The organism is Sporosarcina sp. E16_3 (genome assembly GCF_017347125.1).
Taxonomy (GTDB): Bacteria; Bacillota; Bacilli; order Bacillales_A; family Planococcaceae; genus Sporosarcina.
In genome coordinates this window covers 115,967-140,454 of the sequence record NZ_JADPRX010000003.1, presented here as the reverse complement: position 1 = coordinate 140,454, position 24,488 = coordinate 115,967, and the positions used below count along the sequence as shown (strand labels likewise).

Sequence of the window (24,488 nt, the reverse complement as noted above, 5' to 3'; positions counted from 1 at the left end):
TCTATCTTTTATTACAAGTAATTAATGTAATAATATGGTTAATCAACAGACGTGAACTAATAACTTTTTATCTCCCCCAGCACCGATAATAAAGTGGCTTCCGAAGAACATGTCAATCTATGTCGAACGATTTTAAAGTTAAGTAGTTGAAATAATCAACATAGTCTGACAGAATGAAAGGACAAGCTTCTTTTTTATTTCAAAAGGGTTGTAAGCGCATACATCACTTTATTTATGGTAGGGGCGCATATGGCAGAAGTTTGCGACGTATAGTGGCATTGTGTGAAAAATTCAACTCACAGGGAGGAATGGAAATATGGTACAAGCGGTAGAAAATCAGATTTATGCTTTTCCGAACACGGAAGGTGCGAAAGTAAACTTTAAGGAACGCTACGATAACTTTATTGGTGGAAAGTGGACAGCGCCAGTTAAAGGGGAATACTTCGATAACGTAACGCCGGTAACAGGAAAAGTATTTACAGAAGTAGCACGCTCAACTGCAGAGGATGTTGAACTTGCGTTGGATGCGGCACATGCTGCAAAAGATGCTTGGGGCAAAACGTCCGTTACTGTGCGCTCAAATACGTTACTGAAAATTGCTGATCGCATCGAGCAAAACTTAGAAATGCTGGCTGTTGCTGAAACATGGGATAATGGCAAAGCAGTTCGTGAAACCTTGAATGCGGATTTGCCGCTTGCTATTGACCATTTCCGCTATTTTGCTGGTGCGATTCGAGCGCAAGAAGGTGGAGTTAGTCAGATTGATGACGATACAGTAGCGTACCATTTCCATGAGCCCATCGGTGTCGTTGGACAAATTATTCCGTGGAACTTCCCGATTCTAATGGCTGTATGGAAGCTTGCACCTGCGCTTGCTGCCGGAAACTGTGTTGTGCTGAAGCCTGCGGAACAGACGCCGGCATCGATTCTTGTACTCGTAGAATTGATTGCAGATCTATTGCCTCCTGGCGTTCTGAATGTGGTGAACGGTTTCGGTCTTGAAGCAGGTAAACCACTTGCATCGAGCTCACGTATTGGGAAAATTGCATTCACAGGTGAAACGACAACAGGACGTCTGATTATGCAATATGCTTCACAAAATGCGATCCCTGTCACGCTTGAATTAGGCGGTAAATCACCGAATATCTTCTTTGAAGACATAATGGACGAAGACGATTCGTTCTTAGACAAAGCAGTAGAAGGCTTCGTCATGTTTGCACTGAACCAAGGTGAAGTATGTACATGTCCTTCTCGTGCGCTGATTCAAGAATCCATTTACGATAAATTCATGGACCGTGCAATTGAGCGCGTAAAAGCGATTAAAACAGGGAATCCGCTTGACCCAACTGTCATGATGGGTGCGCAAGCGTCAACTGAACAGCTGGAAAAAATACTTTCTTATCTAGATATTGGCAAACAAGAAGGTGCTGAATGTCTGGTTGGCGGAGAGCGAAATCAGCTCGAAGGCGATTTGAAAGACGGCTACTACGTAAAGCCGACTGTCTTTAAGGGGAATAATAAAATGCGGATTTTCCAAGAAGAAATCTTTGGCCCTGTCGTTTCGGTTACAACGTTCAAAACAAAAGAAGAAGCGCTTGAAATTGCGAACGACACGCTATACGGTTTAGGGTCTGGTGTTTGGACGCGCGACATGAATACGGCATACCGTTTCGGCCGTGGCATTCAAGCGGGACGAGTCTGGACAAACTGTTATCACATGTATCCGGCGCATGCTGCGTTCGGTGGTTACAAAGCATCTGGTGTCGGTCGTGAAAACCACTTAATGATGTTGGGCCACTATCAACAAACGAAAAACATGCTAGTTAGTTACAGTGAAAACAAACAAGGCTTCTTTTAAGCGGGAAGGGGTAGTGCGGATGACGGAACGCGTACTTGCAACTGACGCTGCACTGGAACTCATTGCGTTTTTGAAAGAGAAACACGGCCCACTCATGTTTCACCAGTCGGGCGGCTGCTGTGATGGCTCATCGCCGACGTGTTATCCAAATGGAGAACTGATTCTAGGTGATCAGGATGTCCTGCTTGGTACTATTGGTGAAACACCGTTCTATATGCACAAAAACCAGTTCGAGTATTGGAAGCATACACAGCTGATCATTGACGTTGTCAAAGGTCGCGGAGGCATGTTTTCGCTCGAAGGCGTCGAAGGCAAACGCTTTTTGACTAGGTCGCGTGCGTTTACGGCTGAGGAAAATAAAGAACTACAGGTATAAGTGAATGACAAAAGGGGCCTCGATGAAAACTCGAAGGGCCCCTTTTCATTGTCTAGGTAACTATAAAATCTCGTACTGTGGATAAATTGTAACATAGAGATTTCACGTCCAGACTCCAGCACCTAGAGGCTCGGGCCATAAGTCGGTCCGGCTGTGCGGCAAAGAACACCGCTTGGGCCTGCAGGATGCAGGTCATGCAGTAGTTGCGACACGACGTCGCGAACTTAGACTGCCTTCCTTTACCCGTCTTATGTCTGTCGCCTCTGAACAGGTGCTTGCGCTTTTGTCATTACCTAAATAAAACGTTTGCGCTGTTGCGGCGATGGCAACATACACGCATCTTCTTTCTTGCCAAACCATTTATAGCGATTACTTGCGACGTAGTCATATACGCCGTCACGGATTTTACGTGGTACGAGTATAAATAGGAAGAATAGATGCCATAATCCATCTAGCTTTTTTGCGATACGGAGTGCTGCTGAAGACTTGGTGAACGCTTTACCGTTTTCGATCAAAACCAAGCTGTCAACGTCTTCAGGAATGGCATATTTTTTCGTAAGTTCCAGCCCTTTTTCGCTTTGCAATGAAGTAAATAGAAAATGGGCGGCAGGATCTCGCTTTATAATGAACTGCACACTTGAGTCACAAAAGTTACAAACCCCGTCAAATAAAATAATTCTCTTCACAAAATAACCTCCCGGCACGCTTCTTTTTATAGTATAGCCTGTTAGTCTAGCTATAAAACGTGAAAGATGTAACAGTTTACGTTTGGCGGAATATTTAGTATAATTGTTGTTAGAAGAAATAGCGCGTGCTACAAACGTTTGGATGTTTTCCACCGCATTTAGCCCCGGCAAAATGATGAGAGGATGATAGACTATGGAACGTTTACCTATTGAACCATCCGAAATGGCACTAAGGCATAACAAGGACTACATCGATAAGCTAAACATGATTGGTGAAGGCGGTCCGATTTATGATCAATCTGGAATGCTCGAGAAAAGGCGAGAAGAGTCCCATGTTTTCGAGGATGGAGAAAAACTCCCTCGTGATTACCAATGACCAGACCTCACAGCAATGTGAGGTTTTTCTGTTTCTTTGCGGGCTATATAAGTTGAAATAAAGAGCCCCCATTGAATCTGCTGCAGCGCAGCGGATTTGAATGGAATCTTGATTGCAACATCTATAGTTAGTAGACTTTCCAATATTCATTAATATCCATAGTGTCTATCGCCCGTTTGTCTTCCTTCTTTTCACATCTACTAGAAGGAGGAGGTGATAGTATGATGCAACAAGGTAATTGGCAACAAGGTAACCATATGCAACAAGGCAATTGGCAGCAGCCAAATTGTCATCAAGGTAATATGATGGGTGGCAATCAAGTGCGGCCGGTAGTATGTCCGACGCAGTATCGTTGCCACGATCAATTCGTACCGCGTGAAGTTCCTTTTATCCATCCGATCGTCAATGTGAATCGGGTGCATACAGTTGAAATTCCACGTCACTATGTCACAGAAACAACACAGAATGTGATGGGGCAAACACTCCCTGCTCGACCTGGTTTCGGTCCAGGAGTGGGCGGAGTCGGTCAAGGAATGGGTCCAGGAATGGGCGGATACGGTCCACAAGTTGGCGGTATCGGTAATCGACCGGGCTGTGGACATCGACCAGGCTGTGGCTGTGGAAATCGCCGCGGCTGGTGATAGGTCAGAGTTATGGTAGAATAAAGCTACCATAATGATATACAGTAGGTGAATTTGTTGAGAGCTTTTAAATTTGTCATTCCAGTCATGCTACTCGTTGGAGGATTTGGCTGGATGAAATTGACGAAAGAATTTCAAGAAGTGCCCGGGTTAACGCGCTTGGCTATTATAATAGGTGCGATGATTTTGAGTGGGGTCATTTCTTACTTTTTATTTCCAAAAGATGAAGGCGAAAAATCTTAAAAAAGGACCGATAGCGAATTTGCTATCGGTTCTTTTAATTCGCTTTTAAAAATCACGCTACTTGTGTCAACTTATAATAATTATATGTTGACTCATAATGTGTTATCTATTATTCTGTTAAAGATAACATAAACGTTAGGGGTGTATTATGACAACAGTTACAGAGAAAATGAAACCAAAAAGTAAAAGTGTAATGAGTCCGTTAACGCTTGTCTACAGCGGAATGTTCGCGGCGTTGATGATGATTGGAGCAAATATTACAGCGTTTGTACCATTTTTAATGGTAGGCGGTGTGCCGATTACATTGCAGACGTTTTTTGCGATACTTGCAGGACTTATTCTTGGTAGTCGCAGGGGTGCACTAGCAATGACGGTTTATATGTTCATCGGGCTTGCGGGGGCGCCTGTATTTGCAAGATTCAGCGGTGGTTTTGGATCGATTATCAGTCCAACATTCGGATTTATCGTATCTTTCATTTTGGTAGCATTCATTGCTGGGAAAATCGTTGAAAAGAACAGTAAATTATATGGATATATTATTGCTGCACTCGTTGGAATGGTTGTTAATTATTTAATTGGAACGAACTGGATGTATTATGCCTATAAGCTTTGGGCTGCAGCACCGGATGCCTTTACATACAAAGTAGCGTGGCTATGGATGATGCCTCCGCTGCCTAAGGATATTGTACTTGCTGTACTGGCCGGGATTTTCGGCCATCGTATGTACAAAGTGTTGAAGGTGAGGCGTTAATATGACGAAATATGCTGATCTTGCTGAACGGGTAATCGAGGGACATGAACTAACGGATGAGGAAGCACATTCTATTCTGAACGCTTCAGATGACGACTTACTAACGCTTCTGCATGCAGCTTATACAATACGGAAACATTATTATGGGAATAAAGTGAAACTCAATATGATCATGAATACGAAATCTGGCTTATGCCCTGAAAACTGTGGCTATTGTGCGCAGTCAATCATTTCAACAGCGCCCATCGAAAAGTATGCCATGATGAAAAAAGAGGAAATTGTAGCGGGGGCAGCAAGGGCAGCAGAACTAAATGCGGGGACCTACTGTATCGTGGCGAGCGGTAGAGGTCCTGCGAAGCGAGAACTTGAAATTGTCATTGATTCTGTAAAGGAAATAAAGTCTAAGCATGCGAATATGACTGTCTGTGCTTGTCTTGGACTGTTGAAACCAGAACAGGCGTCGCGATTGAAAGAAGCCGGCGTCGACCGTTACAACCACAACATTAATACGTCAGCATCTCATCATGAAAGCATCACGACATCTCATACATATGAGGACCGTGTAAACACGGTTGATCTGGTCAAGCAGTCAGGTATTTCACCGTGTTCGGGCGTCATCATTGGTATGCGTGAAACCAAACAAGATGTCATCTCAATGGCGCGTAGTTTGCACGCGATGGATGCAGATTCAATTCCAGTTAACTTTCTACACGCCGTAGATGGTACGCCTCTTGGTGGTACGGATGAATTGACACCGCTTTATTGTTTGAAAGTGTTGTGCTTGTTTAGGTTCATTAACCCGACAAAGGAAATTAGGATTTCAGGCGGACGTGAAGTGAACTTACGCAGTCTTCAGCCGCTTGGCTTATACCCTGCAAACTCCATTTTTATTGGGGATTATTTGACGACAGAGGGTCAGGAAAGTGACAGGGACTATCAAATGTTAAAGGATATGGGATTCGAAATTGATTTGGAACCTTTAGCAAAAGAGCCTGTTTCAGTGTGAATAAAAAAATGGACATCCCATTTCAACGGGATGTCCATTTTTTATTCGGTCGTATCGAACGGTTGAAGAATATCCCGTTTGCCCTTTGTGTGGAAAATAAGGACTTTATCTGTCGGATCGTACTTTTTACCGTAAAACGTTTCATCTTTATAGGTGTGGATTTCATCGTATGTTTGGGTCATCGCATTATAGATTTCTTCTTCACCAGAATGGGTAGGTGACCAGTATAAGATTTCAAGTACTGTGTTTTCACCTGTTGCGAGAGAGCGTCGGTTATAGCCGATACGCTGTGCATGTGTGAAGTTCTCGCGTGAGTAAAACTTGAGCCGTTTTGCGGTATCTGTATCTTCATAATCGACGGGCTCGACTTCAAGTAGAATGGGTTTGTTCTTGGACTTTAACATCGTCAACAATTTGCCGCCAAGTCCCATGCCGCGTGATTGTGTTGAAACGAACAAGTAGTCGACGAATATAAACTTTTCGAACTCGACATACATGAGGACATGATGGGGTCCTTCATCTTTCTTGTAAACACTTTTCTTGTCTGTTAGTAACGCATCCATATGTTCCTTTGACTTCATCTCTTCAACGGGGAAGTATTCATTTAGTTTCTCATACCAATTCAAAACGTATCGCCTCCAATGGTTTATTTACCCCGGAGTTTTTTGTTTTGGATTGTGAGACCGAGGAAAAAAGAAGGGTAGTAAAAAATCCTCTACTTTATTGTATACCCGTTATTTCTACTAAATAAACATGCTTGGTTTTCGATCAAGGAAATGAAACTATTCCCTTGATTATCCGTATACTTAACTAGCAGCAAAAAACTTTATTAATGGAAAAGGGTGTATGTATGTTTAACTTACTACTATTTTCAATTATTGTGGGCGTCGTGTTCAGTCTAGTGATTGTCCCGTTTATCCTAAGTACGCAAGCGAAACGCAGTGCAGACGAGGCGAAGGCAACTGTAAGAGTTCCTTTTAATAGGGGAGCTGCGATTGCAACCGTAGCTATTTTATCCACCATAATCGTGTTCATGTTTTACTACACAACCAACTTGGACCGTAACTGGACGTCTTTATGGGCGGCGCTTTTAATTGTTACTTTCCTCGGAGCCATTTCAGCGGGTGGCAAGGACCGCCAACTGAAAATCGTTTTATTCTTAGGTGCACTGGCTTTCGGAGCGTATATACTCAGCGCGCCGCTATTCAACGCCGATAAGAAATACAAAGCGGTTGAAATGGATCAGCAAGTGGAAATCACGGCGTTCGATGAAACAAAGACGCCTGCAAGTGTGCCACCTAAGTTTGCGCGCAATAAGATGAAGAAAGCATTCGGGCAAGTTCCAAATACGAGTTACTATGAGCTCGGCAGTCTGCAAATTCAAAAAGTCGATGGCAAGTTCGTCTACATTGCCCCCGTCGAGTTCTCTGGCTTCTTTAAATGGTTGAATGCTAAAACGACGCCGGGGTACTTTACGATGAGTGCGACGGATTCAGCAGATAACCCGAAATTTGTGAAAGCTGAAATGGCGTATACACCGTCGTCATTCTTCCACAAACAAGTGGAACGTCATATACGAATGGAAATGCCGAACCTCATTTTTTACGGGGATGTTCAACTTGAAATTGCTGATGATGGGAAACCGCATTATATCCGTTCTTATGGGGACTTCATTTCCGCGCGTAACGGCTTTGATGTTAAAGGGATTGTAACGGTTGATCCTGCAACTGGCGATGTGAAAAAGTATTCGCTTGCAGATGTACCTGAATTTATCGATGGTGCGGTTTCACCTGAAGCAGTCAGTTTGCAAAACAGTTATTTCGGGAACTATATCCACGGTTTCTGGAATTCAGTCGTTGGGAAGAAAGATGTCAAGCTGCCATCTGATGAAGGAACAGAAGCGAACGTCAGTCCGATTTTTGATGAAAATGGGCATATGTATTACTTCACAGATTTCACAAGCCCCAAAGAAGGTGTTGACTCAATGCTTGGCTATGCGTTGACGGATGGTAAAACAGGAAAAGCAACGTATTATTCAGGTAATCTGGAAGAGTCGTATATGGATTCGCAAGGGGCATTGCAGATTATTGAAAAGAAATTCATCGAAAAGAAATGGTCTGGTGAAATGCCGGTCTTGTATAACTTTTACGGAGAAGCGAGTTGGCTAACACCGGTGCTCGATTCCAATGGATTCCTGCAAAATTACTTCATTGTATCAGCTGCCAATCCGGAGATATCGGTCTTCGGCAACTCGCCAAATGAAGCATTGAAATTGTATAAGACAGCTCTGCAACGCGGGGGGAGCAGTGTAGATGGTAGTTCGAGCGCGGAAGAGGCGAAAGTCGCGGTAAAAGTCGTGCGTGTTTTTAAAGAGCGTGTTGGCGATTTTACACTTGTTTCGTTTTTAGCGGATGATGGACGCAACTACATCGTTTCTTCGGAAACTGTGCCACTCTCAATCTATATTCAACAAGGCGATAAGCTTGTTGTAACGTATTTAGAGACGGGTGAATTATTCTTGCCTGTGAAAGAGTTGACGAATGTTAGCATGGAATAATGGGAAGTGGAGTGCAAGGCGAATTCGCCCTGTGCTCCATTTTTAGCTACTACGGTTAAAAGGTATTGCCTCATGCCGATACTGGCTAAGTCAGGTGCGTATCGATTGCAGAACGTGAGGAATATCATGTACAATCAAGTCAAAGATAGTCAAAGTCAACGGCTTACCCCCCGTATGAAAGAGGTGAGGGCATGAGAAACATTTCCGACATTATTGAAGGATATTTGAAGGCGATAATTGAAGAGGGACAGTGTGGCACCATTGAAATTAAGCGTAATGAAGTCGCTGAAAAGTTCCAATGCGTCCCTTCTCAAATCAATTACGTCATTAAAACGCGCTTCACAGCTGAGCGTGGTTATGCGGTTGAATCGAAGCGGGGAGGCGGCGGCTACATACGTATTTTCCGCGTCCAGGCGAATTCCCGTAAAGAATTGATAGAACATATTTTGGGCGGTATACAATCGGGTGCATCTTATACGATGGCTTTGGATGTCGTTTATAGACTAATTGAAGAAGAGGTCATAACGGAGCGCGAGTCAAAGCTTATTCTTGCTGCGGTGGATCGAAGGACTATCCATCAGCCACTTCCAGACCGCGATATCATGCGTGCACGCATTTTACAAGCGATGCTCTTGACGCTTATTTACGAACAGCTTAACTAATCACCAATCCAACTGATATGAGGTGGCTTTCGATGAACTGTGAAAATTGTAAAGAACGACCTGCGTCCATTACGATCAAGCAAGAAAGTGTGATTGGATCGCTGGAACGCCATTTGTGTGAGAAGTGCGCTTTCCAATCACAAACATTCCATTTCGACCCTAATCAGGAGCCGTTGTCCATTCAGCAGTTCTTATCTCACTGGTTTAGCGGTTCTGATCCTTTCCAGGCACAACCGCAAACACGGGGAGAACCGTTAGAAGGACCTGAATGTCCAGCGTGTGGTTTAACGTTTCCAAAGTTCCTCGACATTGGGAAATTTGGCTGTGCCGACTGTTATGACACGTTCCGTGGCAGCTTACCGCAAGTTTTTGGCAAGCTTCACAATGGCCATTCAACTCATACCGGGAAAATACCGGTTTCATTTAATGAACTATATGCAGTTAAAAAGAAAATCGAAGAGATACGCGTGAAGATGAAAGAGGCTGTTGAAGCCGAGCGTTTTGAAGAAGCCGCAGCTTTGCGTGATGAAGTGAATACACTAAAGCAACACCTTTCCCATGGAGGTGAAGACAACGATGTCGATTGAAAAATTCATGCGTGACGCGGTAACTCCTTGGATGACTGCTTATGGAGAGCATTCAGACATCGTTATGTCGACGCGGATTCGGCTTGCTCGCAACTTGACAGGGTATCGTTTTCCTATCGCGTTCACTGAAGATGAAGCGATGGCGGTAGACAGGGCGGTTACAGGTGTTTTGCTTGATACCGTGCAGAGTGGCTATTCCTACACCAAGATGTCCGATCTCCCTGCATTGGAACGTCAAGTACTTGTCGAAAAACATCTAATTAGTCCACAACTTGCAATTCCCGATCGGCATGGCGCGGTTCTTCTATCAGCAGATGAGACCGTAAGTGTAATGGTGAATGAGGAAGATCATATCCGAATTCAATGCATCTATCCTGGGTTACAACTTGAGGACGCCTATAAACAGGCGGATCAGGTCGATGACTACTTGGAAAAAGAACTGCCGTATGCTTTCGATGAAGACTTCGGTTATTTGACAAGCTGTCCATCGAATACGGGAACCGGCATGCGTGCATCGGTGATGATGCATTTGCCGGCACTTACAATGACGAAACAGATTGACCGTATTATTCCCGCTATCTCGCGGCTTGGAATCATCGTCCGAGGAAGTTACGGCGAAGGAAGCGAAGCGCCTGGCAATGTCTATCAAGTGTCGAATCAGACGACGCTTGGCAAGACGGAGCAGGAGATTCTTACGGATCTTGGAAATATTGCATCTCGGTTAATTGGGCATGAGCGGAAATCGCGGGAACTGTTACTGGCAAAATCGCGAATTGCGCTTGAGAACAGGTTATTCCGTTCGTTGGGTACAATCAGCTATGCTCGGCTTTTGCCTTCAGGCGAAGCAGCACGATGCCTATCGGATGTCAGACTTGGTATCGATCTTGGTATCATCCAGGACGTTGATATGTCGATTTTGAACGAACTGATGATTTTTATGCAGGCAGGTTTCCTACAACAATATGCAAGCACGGAGTTATCACAAGAAGAACGGGATATATTCAGGGCGAAACTGTTTAGAGAACGGCTCAATGTGGAGAAGTCCTCCCCTCCGACTGAAACTAATTCGGAAGAGTGAGCAAGTATTTTGCACATTTCCTATCGTTTAGGTATAGTTAGGTCAAAGATAGTCAAAGTCAATTTTTCCAATAAAGGAGTTCCTGCGTGCTCGGTTGAATACGTATAAAAGGGTGGTTGTTTTCTTACGCCTTTCTAGAAAAGCAATTCATTTGAGTAATGTATGGGTTTTTGGGGAATTGATTGTATATATATAGTATAGAAGGAGAGGACTGAATATGATGTTTAATCGATTTACACAGCGTGCGCAGAAAGTATTACAACTTGCCCAAGAAGAGGCAATCCGGATGAAACACGAGTCCATTGGTACAGAACATATTTTACTTGGGCTAATTCGCGAAGGCGGAGGCATTGCTGCAAAAGCGCTTGAAGCGATAGGTGTCAACTTTGAAACAATCGTACAAGGTGTAGAAAAACTTGTAGGGGCTGGAACAAAGGATGTCGGTCCAATCGTTCATTACACGCCTAGAGCAAAAAAGGTTATTGAATTATCGGTGGATGAGTCACGTAAGCTGGGTCATTCTTACATCGGAACTGAACACATCTTGCTAGCACTTATCCGCGAAGGAGAAGGTGTCGCGGCGCGTGTCTTGAATAACGCCGGCGTTAGTCTTAATAAAGCGCGTCAACAAGTACTTCAGTTACTGGGCAGTAATGATAGCTCTGCCACAGGTCAAGGCGTTTCAAATTCTGCTGCGACCCCGACATTGGATAGTTTGGCACGTGATTTAACGGAAGTGGCGCGTGAAGGCTTGCTCGATCCAGTTATCGGGCGTAGCAAGGAAATCACACGTGTTATTGAAGTATTAGCACGCCGAACGAAAAACAACCCAGTACTTATCGGGGAACCAGGTGTTGGTAAAACTGCTATTGCAGAAGGCCTTGCACAGCAAGTTATCAATAACGAAGTCCCGGAAATTCTTCGTGACAAGCGTGTTATGACACTTGATATGGGAACAGTCGTCGCGGGTACAAAATACCGTGGTGAATTTGAAGATCGCATGAAAAAAGTAATGGAAGAGATTCGTCAAGCGGGCAATATCATCCTGTTCATCGACGAACTGCATACACTGATTGGAGCAGGGGGTGCTGAAGGTGCAATCGATGCATCCAATATCCTGAAGCCTTCGTTGGCACGCGGTGAATTGCAATGTATCGGTGCAACGACGCTTGACGAATATCGTAAATATATTGAAAAAGATGCAGCGCTTGAACGACGCTTCCAACCGATTCAAGTCGACGAGCCAACTGTCGATGAAACAATTCAAATTCTCTACGGCTTGCGTGACCGCTATGAAGCGCATCACCGTGTGAAAATCACGGATGCATCAATCGAAGCGGCTGCGAAAATGTCGGATCGGTATATTTCTGACAGATTCCTTCCGGATAAAGCGATTGACTTGATCGACGAAGCGGGCTCGAAAGTACGTCTTCGTTCATACACGACACCACCGAACCTGAAAGAACTTGAATTGAAACTAGAAGCAATTCGTTCTGAAAAGAATGCTGCTGTTCAGAGTCAAGAATTCGAAAAAGCGGCATCGTTCCGTGATAAAGAACAAAAGATGAAAGATGAACTTGAAACAACGAAAACGGACTGGAAAGAAAAGCAAGGCCAAAAAGAGTCCGAAGTGACAGTTGAAGATATCGCAGAAGTCGTAGCGATGTGGACTGGAATACCGGTATCTAAGATAGCTGAAACAGAATCGGCTAAACTGCTCAACATGGAAGAAATGCTACACGAACGCGTCATAGGCCAAAGTGAGGCAGTAACCGCTATTTCCCGGGCAATACGTCGGGCACGTGCAGGTTTGAAAGATCCGAAACGTCCGATTGGCTCGTTCATTTTCCTTGGTCCAACAGGTATCGGGAAAACGGAGTTGGCAAGAGCGCTTGCAGAAGTCATGTTTGGCGATGAAGATGCAATGATTCGTGTAGACATGTCTGAGTACATGGAGAAACATTCGACATCTCGTCTTGTTGGTTCACCTCCAGGGTATGTCGGCTATGAAGAAGGCGGACAGTTAACAGAAAAAGTCCGCCGCAAACCTTATTCAGTCATCTTGTTAGATGAAATTGAAAAAGCACATCCGGATGTCTTTAACATCCTCCTTCAAGTGCTGGAAGATGGCAGATTGACGGATTCAAAAGGACGCTTAGTAGATTTCCGAAATACAGTTCTTATCATGACTTCCAACGTTGGGGCACAAGAATTGCGGAAAAATCGTTATGTCGGCTTTAATCTGGGAGATGCGGGCCGTGATTACGAAGGCATGAAATCGGCGATGCTTGAAGAGTTGAAGAAAGCTTTCCGTCCGGAGTTCTTAAACCGTGTGGATGAAATGATTGTGTTCCATGCACTCGAAAAAGAACATTTACGTAAGATCGTCTCGCTTATGTCGAATGAATTGACGAAACGTCTAGGCGAACAAGATATACAATTAGAGTTAACAGATGAAGCGAAAACAAAAATCGTTGATGTCGGTTATGATCCGGAATACGGTGCTCGGCCACTACGCCGCGCAATCCAGAAACATATCGAAGATCGGTTGTCGGAAGAACTCCTAAAAGGAACAGTTCTGGTAGGCAGTAAAGTACTTGTCGATGTGGTTGATGGAGAGTTCGTCGTCAAGACAGGAATAGACGCTGAACAATCGGAAATTGCGGAAAAAGAAGAAGTACTCGAAAAATAAAGTGTGAACTGGATAGTCCGTCCCACCGACAGTTCTTTTCGGTGGGAACGGGCTGTCCTTTTCGTGTTCGGAGGATTCCATGGCGAAAAGAAAATCGAAGTTTATGTGTAAATCATGTGGTTATGAATCAGCGAAGTGGATGGGCCGGTGCCCAGGTTGCGGGGAATGGAATACAATGGAAGAGGAAGTTGAAATAGCCGTTCAAAAAGGGCCACGGGGCGCATTTCAACATACAGGGGGTGTCCGTCAAAAGGCGCTGCCAATTAGTTCAATTGAAATGATAGAAGAACCAAGAATTGGCACAGACTTGGAGGAGTTCAACCGTGTTCTAGGTGGTGGGATTGTCCCCGGTTCACTTATTCTAATCGGTGGAGATCCGGGGATAGGCAAGTCGACACTACTTCTTCAAGTATCTTCACTATTGGCGAATAAAGGTCAGCGTGTACTTTACATTTCAGGTGAGGAATCAATACGTCAGACAAAACTGCGTGCAGAACGACTTGGCGTAAAATCAGATGAACTTTATATTTATGCAGAAACGGATTTGGGCTTAATTCACGAAACGATAGCCGATGTGAAACCGACGTTTGTTGTCGTTGACTCCATCCAGACTGTTCATCATCCGGAGGTAGCCTCAGCACCAGGAAGTGTATCTCAAGTGCGCGAATGTACAGCGCAGCTGATGCGCATTGCTAAAACACAAAACATCGCTATTTTCCTGGTTGGCCACGTAACGAAAGACGGACAGATTGCAGGACCGCGCTTGCTGGAGCATATGGTGGATACCGTTCTCTATTTTGAAGGGGAGCGTCATCATACGTACCGGATTTTACGTAGCGTGAAAAACCGTTTTGGCTCTACGAACGAAATTGCGATATTTGAAATGTTGCAGTCCGGTTTGAAAGAAGTACTGAATCCATCCGAGCTATTCCTGCGAGAAAGATCCCAGGGAGGAGCCGGTTCAACGGTTGTCGCATCAATGGAAGGAACCCGGCCGATTCTAGTTGAAATTCAAGCACTTGTTACACCATCTAGTTTTAACTATCCGAAACGAATGGCTACGGGGCTCGATCAGAACCGCGTGTCCTTGTTAATGGCCGTGCTTGAGAAACGTATGGGGATGCTGTTGCAAGCTCAGGATGCCTATATTAAAGTGGCGGGCGGCGTGAAGTTGGATGAGCCGGCAATCGACTTGGCTGTGCTTATGAGCATCGTTTCCAGTTATCGCGACTTGGCGGCCGGTTTGTCTGACTGCTTTATCGGTGAAGTCGGGTTGACGGGTGAAGTAAGACGGGTCTCCAGGATTGAGCAACGTGTGACCGAAGCGGCAAAACTTGGTTTTGAGCGTGCGATTATTCCTGCTTCTAATATTGGCGGCTGGGAATACCCGAAAGGTATCAGCGTTATTGGTGTTGAAACAGTTAGTGATGCACTGAAAATTGCTTTTTCGAATTGAGTGGAAGACAGGGCTGTAATTATGGCGGTCCTGTCACTTTTCTACTGTAAAGATACAGTGAATGAGAAACTTTCGCATGAGGGAGGGAGTCCTAACAGAATAGAAGGAAATATCGCACTTAACTGACCTTATCAAGGCGGTTTGTAGCGTAAACATGTATAATTAAGAAATAAAGGAGGTGGTTCATATGTTGAAAAAGGTAGTTCAAGTTTCATTTTTGCTTATTGGTGGAACACTGGGTGTATTATTTTTACCGCATTTATTTAAATTATTTTCTTTTACGACGAGCCCATGGATTGATAATCCGTACGTGTCAGCAATTTTAGGAGCAGTGTTGCTCTTTGTGCTTAGCTTTTTCCTTACAGAACCAATTATTAATTTTATTAAGTGGATGGAAGAGCGTTTATTGAAAGCGCCGGTATTTGATTTGATATTCGGGACACTCGGTCTTATTGTCGGTTTGAGTGTCGCGTTCCTTGCCAGTTTTGGCGTGAGTGGTATCCAAATACCAGTTATCACGTCTGTCCTTCCGATACTGTTTTCGATTATTCTTGGCTATTTAGGTTTTCAAGTCGGGTTTAAGAAGCGGGAGGAAATCATCAACACGCTGCAGTCCACAAAATATAGTGGACTCAAAAAGAAAGAAGTGGAGGATGGTGCCACTCAAACAAAAGGTAAGCTCTACAAGATATTAGACACAAGTGTTATTATAGATGGTCGGATTGCTGATATTTCGGCAACCGGTTTTCTTGAAGGTATACTTGTTGTACCGCAGTTTGTGTTGACAGAATTACAACATATTGCAGATTCCTCAGATACGTTAAAGCGGACAAAAGGTAGACGCGGGCTGGACGTTTTGAAACGTATGCAAACGGATGACGGTCCGACGATCTTAATCACAGACGAAGATTTTGTCGGTGTTCCTGAAGTCGACATGAAGCTCGTCCATCTAGCGAAGAAGATGGGTGGACTCGTTGTGACGAATGATTTTAATTTGAATAAAGTAGCGGATTTACACGGTGTCTCAGTGCTTAACATCAATGACCTTGCAAATGCGGTGAAACCAGTTGTTATTCCTGGCGAGGATATGCATGTTGTTATCGTTAAAGATGGCAAAGAACATAACCAAGGTGTCGCTTATTTGGATGATGGCACAATGATTGTAGTTGAAGATGGGAAATTCCACATTGGCAATGCAATCGACGTTGTCGTAACAAGTGTATTGCAGACATCGGCAGGACGAATGATTTTTGCGAAACTTAAAAATGGTAAGATTTCAAAGGCAAATTAAGTAGTAGGTAATCATGAAAAGAAAAGGAAGAGAAGTCTTGAACTATACAGTTATGATGCCGGCAGCTGGAAGCGGTCAGCGAATGGGCGCCGGTTACAATAAACTTTTTTTGAAACTAGATGACAAACCGATTCTTATCCATACACTTGAAGTGTTCGAAGGGGATCCATCGTGTGACGGGGTCATCCTTGCGGTGAAACCGGACGAACGGTTGCAAATCCAGTCAATGCTTGAACAGTTTGCCATTACAAAAGTGGTAGAAATGGTAGACGGTGGTGGAGAGCGACAAGATAGTGTGGCGGCATGTATGAAAGCGCATGGCAAGGGTGGAATTGTCCTTGTCCATGACGCTGCAAGGCCGTTCATTCGTCGAACAGTCATTGCTGAGCTTGTAAAAGTGGCTAACGAGCATGGTGCCGCAATCGTAGGCGTGCGGGCAAAAGATACGATGAAATATGCGGGGGATGGCATTGTCGAGGAGACGGTGGATCGTGGCAGGTTATGGATCATCCAGACGCCTCAGGCATTTCGATATGATTTGCTGAAAGAAGCGTCTGACAAAGCACAAGCGCAAGGCTTTCTGGGGACGGATGAATCAATGTTGGTCGAACGTTTTGGTGAACCTGTAAGAATCGTCGAAGGTACGTATGACAATGTGAAGATGACTACACAGGAAGATCTCCTGTTTGGAGAGGTTTTATTGAAAAGAAGGAAAGTATAAGTTTTGAACCTGAACTAGTGTCTAGCTCAAGCGCCTAGGAGTGACAGGCGCTTGCGCTTTTCGTGAAAAAAATAGGAGGTTTTTTGATGATTCGGATAGGGCAAGGTTTTGATGTGCATAAATTCGAGGCAGGGCGTCCACTTATTATTGGTGGCATAACGATTCCGCATGACAGAGGTCTGACGGGGCATTCCGATGCGGATGTGCTCTTACATACTATTACTGACGCAGCACTTGGTGCGATTGCTGAAGGGGATATCGGACGCCACTTCCCGGATACAGATGCGGAATTCAAAGATGCTGATTCTGCGGTGCTTTTAGAAAAAATTTGGACACTTGTAGAAGACAGAGGCTATAAACTTGGGAATATCGACTGCACGATTATCGCACAAAAGCCGAAGATGGCACCTTATATTGAAGTAATTCGTAAACGTGTTGCTGATTTATTGAAAGCGGATGTTTCACAAGTGAATGTTAAAGCTACGACAACGGAACAATTAGGTTTCACTGGAAGAGAAGAAGGAATTGCTTCCATGGCGACGATTCTGCTTGTTAAGGCGTAACACCTTTTAAACAGCCCCGCCAAGTGGTAAAATAGCAAACAGTAGTAAAATTAGATTGGAGAGAATTCATATGACTTCAGAAGTACGCGTACGTTACGCGCCAAGTCCAACCGGCCATTTACATATTGGAGGAGCACGGACAGCGCTTTTTAATTATCTTTTCGCACGTAACCACGGTGGGAAATTCATTGTTCGAATCGAGGATACAGATATTGAACGTAATATCGAAGCGGGGGAACTTTCCCAACTTGAAAATTTAAAATGGCTTGGCATCGATTACGATGAATCAGTCGACATTGGCGGTCCATACGGTCCATATCGCCAAATGGAACGTCTTGACTTATATACGAAATACGGTCAAGAGATATTGGAAAGCGGTAATGCTTATAAATGTTTCTGTACATCAGATGAGCTGGAAGCAGAGCGCGAAACGCAGAAGGCTGCTGGAATTGCAGCACCAATGTACGGCGGTAAATGCCGTAATTTAAGTGCAGAAGAAGTGGCAGGGAAAGAAGCTGCTGGACTTACCCATACGATTCGCATGCGTGTACCAGAGAACGTAACGTATAAAGTGGAAGACCTAGTTCGTGGCACAGTATCGTTCGAATCAAAAGACGTCGGCGACTGGGTTCTTGTAAAAGCAAATGGCATTCCAACTTATAACTTTGCGGTTGTTATTGATGATCATTTAATGAAAATCAGCCATGTGTTCCGCGGTGAAGAGCATTTGACGAATACACCAAAACAACTGATGGTTTTTGATGTCTTCGGCTGGCAGTATCCACAATATGGCCATATGACACTGATTGTTAATGAAGACCGTAAAAAACTTTCAAAACGTGACGAATCGATTATTCAATTCATCTCTCAATATAAAGATCTTGGATATTTACCTGAAGCAATGTTCAACTTCTTTGCGCTGCTTGGCTGGTCGCCGGGTGGAGAAGAGGAGATTTTCACACACGAAGAACTTGTTAAGATGTTTGACGTAAGTCGTCTTTCCAAATCACCTTCCATGTTCGATAAACAAAAACTGACGTGGACGAATAACCAATACGTGAAAAAGATGAGTCTTGAAGAAGTAATTGATTTCGCATTGCCGCACCTTCAAGAAGCCGGTCTACTTAATAAAGAGATGACTGAATCAGAAACAGCATGGGCACACGACTTAATTGCTCTTTATCAAGATCAGTTAAGCTTTGGTGCAGAAATTGTTGAATTATCTGCCCAGTTTTTCGATCATGAAATTGAATATGATGAAGAATCCCAAGCCGTACTCGCTGGGGAGCAAGTGCCTGAGGTAATGGCTTCATTCAAAGAGAAGCTGGAAGCACTTGAAACATTCGATGCACCGTCCATCAAAGACGCGATTAAAGCAGTCCAGAAGGAAACGGGTCATAAAGGGAAAAACTTATTTATGCCGATTCGCGTTGTGACAACTGGTCAAATGCACGGTCCTGAATTGCAGGCATCCATTGCGCTGATTGGGAAAGAAAAATCAATTGAAAGAGTCGCTAAATACGCAAAACAATAACGTTGACTTTCATCGTTTGAAATGTAGAATGAAAGTAATTAACTATAGGAGAGTGTTTCTAGGAACGCAGTCTAAAACCGCGACGTCCTGTCTCAACGACTGCATGACCCACATCCTGTAGGCCTAAACCGTAGAAAAGGATAAGTACACATTGCAAGCTCTTCAGAGAGGGTCATCATCGGCTGTAAATGATCTGTGCCTCTGTAATGTGGAAATGCCCCTTTGAGTGCCGAGCCGAAAGTGTAAGTAGGCCGGACGCATTGCCAGCGTTATGGGCATCAAGCGGGAAGGCCAACACCTTCCAAGCGGAGTGGAACCGCGCATTCAATGCGTCTCTGTCATTTATTTGACGGGGACGTATTTTTTTATTGTTAGAAAAGCGGAAGCGGCCGCATTGATGCGACAGGCATAAGACGGCCTGGCTATGCGGGGCTCTTTCCCGCATAGCCAGATCGGCTTATGACCCAAGCATCTGGCCGCTGGAGCTAGACAGGAAAAGCGGAAGCGGCCTTTACAAATGAACGGAGTTAGACACCGAATTTAAGGGGGGAACGAGTTGTTTAAGAGGATGAAAGAAGACGTTAGATGCATATTTGAACAGGATCCGGCGGCGCGTACTATTTTTGAAGTTGTTCTAACTTATTCAGGTTTACATGCATTATGGTCTCATCGAATAGCACATGCTTTATATAAACGGAAGTTGTTATTTTTGGCACGGCTCGTTTCACAAATTAGCCGATTTTTCACAGGTATCGAAATTCATCCTGGTGCAAAAATAGGGCGTAGGTTTTTCATAGATCATGGGATGGGTGTTGTTATTGGGGAAACCTGTGAAATCGGTAATGACGTCACGATTTACCAAGGTGTGACCCTAGGTGGTACAGGTAAAGAAAGCGGCAAGCGGCATCCGACACTTCATGATAATGTACTTATTGCATCGGGTGCGAAAGTGCTTGGTTCCATCACAATCGGTGAAGGGAGTAAAGTAGGAGCTGGTTCAGTTGTACTGAAAGACGTCCCGCCGGAATCGACGGTTGTAGGTATACCTGGGAAAGTCGTTATTTCGAACGGTGTTAAAGTGAAAAGTAAACATGATCACCGAGATATGCCGGATCCCGTGGCGGACAGATGCCAGACGCTTGAAGATGAGATTAGTGAATTGAAAAATAGGTTCAAACAATTAGAAGTTTCCAAAGTAAAGGAAGGGGATTTATCATGACAATTCAAATCTACAATACGCTGACACGCAAGAAAGAGCCTTTCATTCCAATGGAAGAGGGGAAAGTGAAGATGTATGTCTGCGGTCCGACTGTTTACAACTACATTCATATCGGAAATGCACGCCCGGTTATCGCTTTTGATACAGTGCGACGCTATCTAGAATATCGTGGGTATGACGTAACATTCGTTTCGAATTTCACGGACGTTGACGACAAGATTATTAAAGCGGCTAATGAACTTGGGGAAGAGGTCGGTGAACTAACAGATCGCTTCATCGCTGCTTACTTTGAAGACGTCTCAGCACTCGGTTGCAGTAAAGCTGACGTCCATCCACGAGTAACGGATCATATCGAAGACATTGTCGATTTCGTGAAAGTGCTGATTAATAAAGGTTTTGCTTACGAATCGCAAGGGGATGTCTACTATCGTACGCAGAAATTTGAAGGCTACGGAAAGTTGTCCCACCAATCGACGGATGAGTTGAAGGTCGGTGCACGTATCGAAGAGGGAATCAAGAAAGAAAACCCACTTGACTTTGCCTTATGGAAAGCTGCTAAGACTGGCGAAGTTTCATGGGGAAGTCCGTGGGGATTAGGCCGTCCGGGTTGGCATATCGAATGTTCAGTTATGGCGAGAGAACATCTCGGCGATACAATAGATATCCACGCGGGGGGTCAAGATTTAACATTCCCGCACCATGAAAACGAAATTGCCCAATCTGAAGCGATGACAGGCAAGCAATTTGCGCGCTATTGGATGCACAACGGTTACATTAATATCGACAATGAAAAAATGTCCAAATCACTCGGTAATTTTGTTCTTGTGAATGATATCAGGAAGCAAATTGATCCGAAAGTACTTCGTTTCTTCATATTGTCCGTCCACTACAGACACCCGGTCAATTTCTCGCAAGATCTTGTTGGTAGTGCGGAGAATGGACTTGCGCGCATTCGTACAGCATACAACAATTTGAAACACAGACTCGCGACGTCTGCAGATCTAGGTGATCAGAAAGATATCTGGACTCATAAAGTGGATGAAATCAAAAATGACTTTGAATTGGCAATGGATGACGACTTTAACACGGCTAACGCTATCGCGTCGGTATTCGAATTATCCAAGCTGGCAAATGTCTATCTAGTAGAGAAAAACACACAATCCGATGTACTAGAGCATTTCATCCGCACATTTGACGGACTACTGTCGGTTCTTGGGTTGCCGATGGACGAAGAAGCAGGATTGTTGGATGAAGATGTCGAAGCGTTAATCGCAGAACGACTCGAAGCGCGTCGTAACAAAGACTTTAAACGGTCGGATGAAATTAGAGATGAATTGAAAGCGCAAGGTATCATTCTAGAAGATACAGCACAAGGCATGCGTTGGAAAAGAGGATGAGCAACGTATATAACTTACGAGATATAGATGTGAAACAACTAAAAGCGCTGGCCCTTGCTTACATGGGTGACGCGGTGTACGAACAGGCGATAAGGGAGCATCTCCTGCGTTCAGGTCGTGTAAAACCAAATGTGCTGCACAGAGAAGCAACGCATTATGTCTCTGCAAAATCGCAGGCGGCTATACTTAAGATGATGCAGGAATCAGGGTTTCTGACGGAAGAAGAAGAGGCGGTCATGAGACGTGGCCGCAATGCGAAGTCGGGCTCTGTCCCTAAAAATACGGATGTTGTAACATATAATTACAGTTCAGGATTTGAAGCGGTCATCGGTTATCTACACTTATTAGGAAGAACGGAACGCGTGCAAGAAATTATCGGTGAGTCAATCCGATTCATCGAAATGCCAAAGGAGGAAGAGTCAAAATGAATGAACATGAAAACGAACACGAGAATGAAATTGAATCTGAATTAATCGGTGGTAAAAATCCCGTCGTAGAAGCACTGCGCTCGGGCAGGGAATTAAATAAGATATGGGTTGCTGAAGGACTTAATATGAAAAGCATCGGTGAAATTCTATCGTTGGCAAAAAAAGCAGGAATTATCGTGCAGGCGGTCCCGAAACAAAAATTGGATGGTTTGCTTGATATAAATCACCAAGGAATTGTCGCATCGGTTGCGGCTTATGAATATGCAGAACTTGAAGACCTATTTACTGTCGCAACTGAGCGTGGAGAAGACCCATTATTCCTTATACTTGATGAACTTGAAGATCCTCATAATCTGGGTTCAATACTACGAACTGCTGATGCAACTGGTGTGCACGGGGTCATTATTCCAAAACGTCGCGCCGTCGGGTTGACGGGTGTTGTTGCGAAATCGTCTACTGGTGCAATCGAACATATCCCTGTCGTGCGTGTGAATAATCTTTCGCAAACAGTGGAGGACCTGAAAAAACGTGGTGTTTGGATTGCAGGTACAGACGCTGCTAAATCGGTGGATTATAGATTAATGGATGCGACACTTCCGCTTGCCATCATTATTGGAAGCGAAGGGAAGGGAATGTCACGTATTTTGAAAGAGAAATGCGATTTCCTCTATCATTTACCGATGGTTGGGCATGTTACATCATTGAACGCGTCTGTCGCAGCCTCCCTTCTCATGTATGAGGTACTGCGCAAGCGTCAACCACATACGTCTGGTAGATGAAAACGGATATACTCCTAGTCGATGGGTACAACATCATCGGCGCGTGGGAGGAACTGGGTGGGATGAAGCGGAAAAAACTAGCGGATGCACGTGACCGTCTGATTGAACGAATGGCGGAATACAAGGCGCATACCGGGTGGCGAGTTATTATTGTTTTTGATGCTCATCTTGTGCCGGGGATCGAAAAGAGGAAACGGCATCACAATGTCGAGATTGTCTTTACTCGGGAAAAAGAAACAGCTGATGAAAGAATTGAAAAGCTCGTTTCTGAATTGGGAGGGCGACGGGTGCAAATTCATGTGGCTACATCGGATCTGACAGAACAATGGGTCATTTTTGCGCATGGAGCACTCCGAAAGTCGGCTCGTGAGCTAGAACTTGAAGTAAATAAAATCGATGATCTTATTTCGGTGAAAGTGAAGGCTATTCAAGGGCAGCGGCCGCTTTCGAAGATCCCTTTAACTGACGAAGTTGCAGAAATATTTGAAAAATGGCGGCGTGGAATGAAATGAACGGTTGACGTAAAAAATTACCATACGGTATACTTGTTATATAATAGTGATAACGAACCGGGGTGATCCAGGTGGTGGAGAAAACATACGTTGAAGGCAGCATATCGGATTTCGCCGGATTATCCGACGGGGAAATCATAGTAATCATCCATGAAGGCAACACGGATGCACTTAATTTCCTTATTAGGAAGTACCAATCTTTTGTTAGATTGAAAGCGCGCTCATACTTTCTTATCGGTGGAGACCGGGAAGATATCATTCAAGAAGGTATGATTGGGCTATACAAAGCAATTCGTGATTTTAAAGAGGATAGATTGAGTTCATTCAAGGCGTTTGCGGAACTTTGCATCACACGGCAGATTATCACGGCTATTAAAACTGCTACAAGACAGAAGCATATCCCGCTTAATACGTCGGTGTCATTGGACAAGCCGGTATTCGATGAAGAGTCCGACCGTACATTGCTCGACGTAATTGCTGGCCCAGTACTCGATGACCCGGAAGGTCTCATGATTCACCGGGAAGATTTTGTTCAAATGGAAGATGAAATGAACAAAGTACTAAGTAGTCTTGAGAAGCAAGTGCTGGCACTGTACTTAGATGGGCAGTCTTATCAGGAAATTTCTGAAGAGCTGAACAGACAAGTTAAGTCTGTGGACAATGCACTTCAGCGGATAAAACGTAAACTCGAGCGTTATATGCAAGTTGATGCAGTCCGCTAGCCATCGATTTCCCTCGTATTGACATTATGAATGGTAGATGGTACCCTTTAGCGAGACTATGAGAAGATGTTCAAAAAGTTCGGGGACATAAGGTTGTAGCACTATTTATCAGCTTTTATCTCCGCTCCTAGCGTATTTTAACATGCGTTACCACGACTCTTTTCCAAGTAAGTACATTGAGTCGTAAGGGGTGAGGGAATGTCTAAAAAAATTATTTTAAGTTGCGATACATGCGGATCACGAAACTATTCTGTACCGGCACGGAAAGATAAGCCAACAGAACGTTTGTCAATTAAGAAGTTTTGCAGGCATTGCAATGCACATACATTGCATAGGCAAACGGCGTGAAGCGG

Annotated in this window: 26 protein-coding genes and 1 other annotated feature; of the genes, 24 read left to right on the top strand and 2 right to left on the bottom strand. The window is 44.3% G+C overall.

From position 1 onward, the window contains the following. Positions 1-316: 316 nt before the first annotated feature. The gene (gene adh, locus I2483_RS04425; protein ID WP_207174086.1) at positions 317-1,858 is read left to right on the top strand and encodes an aldehyde dehydrogenase; all 1,542 of its coding nucleotides are present in this window, start codon (positions 317-319) and stop codon (positions 1,856-1,858) included. Positions 1,859-1,877: 19 nt separating this feature from the next. Then, positions 1,878-2,234 (top strand): DUF779 domain-containing protein, encoded by a 357-nt coding sequence (locus tag I2483_RS04420; protein ID WP_207174085.1) that lies wholly within the window; start codon positions 1,878-1,880, stop codon positions 2,232-2,234. Between the two features lie 293 nt (positions 2,235-2,527). Here I2483_RS04420 and I2483_RS04415 read toward each other — a convergent pair whose 3' ends face one another. After that, positions 2,528-2,920 (bottom strand): DCC1-like thiol-disulfide oxidoreductase family protein, encoded by a 393-nt coding sequence (locus tag I2483_RS04415; protein ID WP_207174084.1) that lies wholly within the window; start codon positions 2,918-2,920, stop codon positions 2,528-2,530. A gap of 193 nt (positions 2,921-3,113) precedes the next feature. Here I2483_RS04415 and I2483_RS04410 point away from each other — a divergent pair, with 193 nt between their 5' ends. The 5 genes from I2483_RS04410 (at position 3,114) to bioB (ending at position 5,937) form a co-directional block, all read left to right on the top strand. Continuing rightward, a complete protein-coding gene (locus I2483_RS04410; protein WP_186671397.1) occupies positions 3,114-3,296 on the top strand; it encodes a hypothetical protein in 183 nt (60 codons plus the stop codon). 221 nt (positions 3,297-3,517) lie between these two features. Then, positions 3,518-3,937: a hypothetical protein gene (locus I2483_RS04405; protein WP_255550264.1), complete on the top strand. Its 420-nt coding sequence runs from the start codon at positions 3,518-3,520 to the stop codon at positions 3,935-3,937. Between the two features lie 57 nt (positions 3,938-3,994). Then, positions 3,995-4,180, top strand: a complete 186-nt coding sequence (locus I2483_RS04400) for a histidine kinase (protein ID WP_186671398.1) — start codon at positions 3,995-3,997, stop codon at positions 4,178-4,180. 148 nt (positions 4,181-4,328) lie between these two features. Continuing rightward, complete coding sequence (locus tag I2483_RS04395; RefSeq protein WP_207174083.1) at positions 4,329-4,931, top strand: biotin transporter BioY; 603 nt, start codon at positions 4,329-4,331, stop codon at positions 4,929-4,931. A gap of 1 nt (position 4,932) precedes the next feature. Beyond that, positions 4,933-5,937 (top strand): biotin synthase BioB, encoded by a 1,005-nt coding sequence (gene bioB, locus I2483_RS04390; protein ID WP_207174082.1) that lies wholly within the window; start codon positions 4,933-4,935, stop codon positions 5,935-5,937. A 41-nt stretch (positions 5,938-5,978) separates the two neighbouring features. Here bioB and I2483_RS04385 read toward each other — a convergent pair whose 3' ends face one another. Then, entirely contained in the window at positions 5,979-6,563 is a 585-nt protein-coding gene (locus I2483_RS04385; protein ID WP_207174081.1) for a GNAT family N-acetyltransferase, read from the bottom strand. 224 nt (positions 6,564-6,787) lie between these two features. On the opposite strand from I2483_RS04385, the gene I2483_RS04380 reads away from it, so the two are divergent. The 17 genes from I2483_RS04380 to rpmG all read left to right on the top strand — a co-directional run bounded on the left by I2483_RS04380 (position 6,788) and on the right by rpmG (position 24,483). Further along, positions 6,788-8,494 (top strand): hypothetical protein, encoded by a 1,707-nt coding sequence (locus tag I2483_RS04380; RefSeq protein ID WP_207174080.1) that lies wholly within the window; start codon positions 6,788-6,790, stop codon positions 8,492-8,494. A gap of 191 nt (positions 8,495-8,685) precedes the next feature. After that, entirely contained in the window at positions 8,686-9,156 is a 471-nt protein-coding gene (locus I2483_RS04375; protein ID WP_207174079.1) for a CtsR family transcriptional regulator, read from the top strand. Positions 9,157-9,188: 32 nt separating this feature from the next. Next, positions 9,189-9,743 carry a UvrB/UvrC motif-containing protein gene (locus tag I2483_RS04370; RefSeq protein WP_207174078.1) on the top strand — a complete coding sequence of 185 codons (555 nt, stop codon included), beginning with the start codon at positions 9,189-9,191 and terminating at the stop codon, positions 9,741-9,743. Further along, positions 9,733-10,821, top strand: coding sequence for a protein-arginine kinase McsB (mcsB, locus tag I2483_RS04365; RefSeq protein ID WP_207174077.1), 1,089 nt, complete (start codon positions 9,733-9,735; stop codon positions 10,819-10,821). Before I2483_RS04370 ends, mcsB begins: the two co-directional genes overlap by 11 nt. A 217-nt stretch (positions 10,822-11,038) precedes the next feature. Further along, complete coding sequence (locus I2483_RS04360; protein WP_207174076.1) at positions 11,039-13,513, top strand: ATP-dependent Clp protease ATP-binding subunit; 2,475 nt, start codon at positions 11,039-11,041, stop codon at positions 13,511-13,513. Between the two features lie 79 nt (positions 13,514-13,592). Beyond that, positions 13,593-14,969 (top strand): DNA repair protein RadA, encoded by a 1,377-nt coding sequence (gene radA, locus I2483_RS04355; protein WP_207174075.1) that lies wholly within the window; start codon positions 13,593-13,595, stop codon positions 14,967-14,969. Positions 14,970-15,156: 187 nt separating this feature from the next. Next, on the top strand, positions 15,157-16,260 hold the full coding sequence (locus I2483_RS04350) for a PIN/TRAM domain-containing protein (RefSeq protein WP_207174074.1): 1,104 nt from the start codon (positions 15,157-15,159) through the stop codon (positions 16,258-16,260). Between the two features lie 13 nt (positions 16,261-16,273). Next, entirely contained in the window at positions 16,274-16,981 is a 708-nt protein-coding gene (gene ispD / locus I2483_RS04345; protein ID WP_481886313.1) for a 2-C-methyl-D-erythritol 4-phosphate cytidylyltransferase, read from the top strand. Between the two features lie 86 nt (positions 16,982-17,067). Further along, positions 17,068-17,544 carry a 2-C-methyl-D-erythritol 2,4-cyclodiphosphate synthase gene (gene ispF, locus I2483_RS04340; protein WP_207174073.1) on the top strand — a complete coding sequence of 159 codons (477 nt, stop codon included), beginning with the start codon at positions 17,068-17,070 and terminating at the stop codon, positions 17,542-17,544. 70 nt (positions 17,545-17,614) lie between these two features. Further along, on the top strand, positions 17,615-19,078 hold the full coding sequence (gene gltX / locus I2483_RS04335; protein WP_207174072.1) for a glutamate--tRNA ligase: 1,464 nt from the start codon (positions 17,615-17,617) through the stop codon (positions 19,076-19,078). Positions 19,079-19,200: 122 nt separating this feature from the next. Then, positions 19,201-19,418: a binding site (T-box leader), on the top strand. 216 nt (positions 19,419-19,634) lie between these two features. Then, positions 19,635-20,297, top strand: a complete 663-nt coding sequence (gene cysE / locus I2483_RS04330; protein ID WP_207174071.1) for a serine O-acetyltransferase — start codon at positions 19,635-19,637, stop codon at positions 20,295-20,297. Further along, positions 20,294-21,694, top strand: coding sequence for a cysteine--tRNA ligase (gene cysS, locus I2483_RS04325; RefSeq protein WP_207174070.1), 1,401 nt, complete (start codon positions 20,294-20,296; stop codon positions 21,692-21,694). The genes cysE and cysS overlap by 4 nt, the downstream gene beginning before the upstream one ends. After that, positions 21,691-22,122 (top strand): Mini-ribonuclease 3, encoded by a 432-nt coding sequence (locus I2483_RS04320; protein WP_207174069.1) that lies wholly within the window; start codon positions 21,691-21,693, stop codon positions 22,120-22,122. Before cysS ends, I2483_RS04320 begins: the two co-directional genes overlap by 4 nt. Continuing rightward, positions 22,119-22,901 carry a 23S rRNA (guanosine(2251)-2'-O)-methyltransferase RlmB gene (gene rlmB, locus I2483_RS04315; protein WP_186671413.1) on the top strand — a complete coding sequence of 261 codons (783 nt, stop codon included), beginning with the start codon at positions 22,119-22,121 and terminating at the stop codon, positions 22,899-22,901. Before I2483_RS04320 ends, rlmB begins: the two co-directional genes overlap by 4 nt. Continuing rightward, positions 22,898-23,413, top strand: a complete 516-nt coding sequence (locus I2483_RS04310; protein WP_186671414.1) for an NYN domain-containing protein — start codon at positions 22,898-22,900, stop codon at positions 23,411-23,413. Before rlmB ends, I2483_RS04310 begins: the two co-directional genes overlap by 4 nt. Before the next feature lie 74 nt (positions 23,414-23,487). Then, on the top strand, positions 23,488-24,135 hold the full coding sequence (sigH, locus tag I2483_RS04305) for an RNA polymerase sporulation sigma factor SigH (RefSeq protein ID WP_186671415.1): 648 nt from the start codon (positions 23,488-23,490) through the stop codon (positions 24,133-24,135). A 198-nt stretch (positions 24,136-24,333) separates the two neighbouring features. After that, the gene (gene rpmG, locus I2483_RS04300) at positions 24,334-24,483 is read left to right on the top strand and encodes a 50S ribosomal protein L33 (protein WP_082786457.1); all 150 of its coding nucleotides are present in this window, start codon (positions 24,334-24,336) and stop codon (positions 24,481-24,483) included. Positions 24,484-24,488: the final 5 nt, after the last annotated feature.